We start from the raw sequence: 1211 nt of genomic DNA, 5'->3' as shown, positions 1-1211 counted from the left end.
CTCTTCGGTGCCTACGTCGACGCGAAGCAAGCGCAGCACGTTCTCGATTACGACGATTTGCTGCTGTACTGGGCCGAGACGATGAGCGCGCCGGAACTCGCGCGCGAACTGGGCGAGCGCTTCGACCACGTGCTCGTCGACGAATACCAGGACACCAATCGGCTGCAGGCGCAGATCCTGCTCGCGATGAAGCCCGACGGACGCGGCCTCACCGTCGTGGGGGATGATGCGCAGTCGATTTATGCGTTCCGCGCGGCCACCATCCGAAACATCCTCGACTTTCCCGGGCAATTTGCCGAGCCCGCCCATGTGGTCACGCTCGAGCGGAATTACCGTTCGACACAACCGATTCTCGATGCGTCCAATGCCGTGATCGCCGAGTCGAACGAGCGCTACGCGAAGGCATTGTGGACCGATCGGCAATCGACGCATCTGCCGCAACTCGTCAATGTGAGCGACGAGTCGGGGCAGGCCCGCTGGGTGGCGGATCAGGTGCTGGCGCAACGTGAGACCGGCACCCGATTGATGCAGCAGGCGGTGCTGTTCCGCACTGGTAGCCATAGCGCGGCGCTGGAGCTGGAACTCACACGCCGCAATATCCCGTTCGTGAAATTCGGCGGCTTGAAGTTTCTCGAAGCGGCGCACGTCAAGGATATGTTGTCGATCCTGCGTTGGGCGCACAACCCGGCCAGCCGCTTGTCGGGGTTTCGTGTGGCCCAGTTGATCCCCGGAATCGGGCCCGTGAGCGCCACCCGATTGCTCGACGCCATGTCGGCCTCCGCCATGCCCGCGCAGGTGCTCGCGGACTTCAAGCCACCGTCGGCGGCCGCTGCCGATTGGCGCGCGTTCGTCGACGTCTTCATCGCGTTGCACGACACGCGGCTGTCATGGCCGGCCGATGTCGATCTGGCGCTGCGCTGGTATGCGCCGCTGCTGACACAACGCTTCGACGACGCGGCCGTGCGCCAGGCGGACCTCGAACAGCTCGCCCGCATTGCGGGTACGTATGGGTCGCGTGAGCAGTTTCTGACCGAGTTGACCCTTGATCCTCCCGACGCCACGAGTGCGCAATCCGGCCCGCCGTTGCTTGACGAGGACTACCTGATTCTGTCGACGATCCATAGTGCGAAAGGGCAGGAGTGGCGCTCGGTCTATGTGCTCAACGTCGTCGACGGATGCATTCCGTCCGACATGAGCACGGGCGACGACGA

1 pseudogene is annotated in these 1211 nt (G+C 63.8%); it reads left to right on the top strand.

Going from position 1 to position 1211, the window contains the following annotated elements:
• Positions 1 to 1211: pseudogene (locus A985_RS28790) on the top strand (ATP-dependent helicase); the annotation flags it as partial.

The sequence above is a fragment of the Pandoraea sp. B-6 genome, from assembly GCF_000282835.1.
Taxonomy (GTDB): Bacteria; Pseudomonadota; Gammaproteobacteria; order Burkholderiales; family Burkholderiaceae; genus Pandoraea; species Pandoraea cepalis.
Note: the sequence above shows the minus strand (reverse complement) of the source record. Positions and strands in the feature narration are given on the sequence as shown.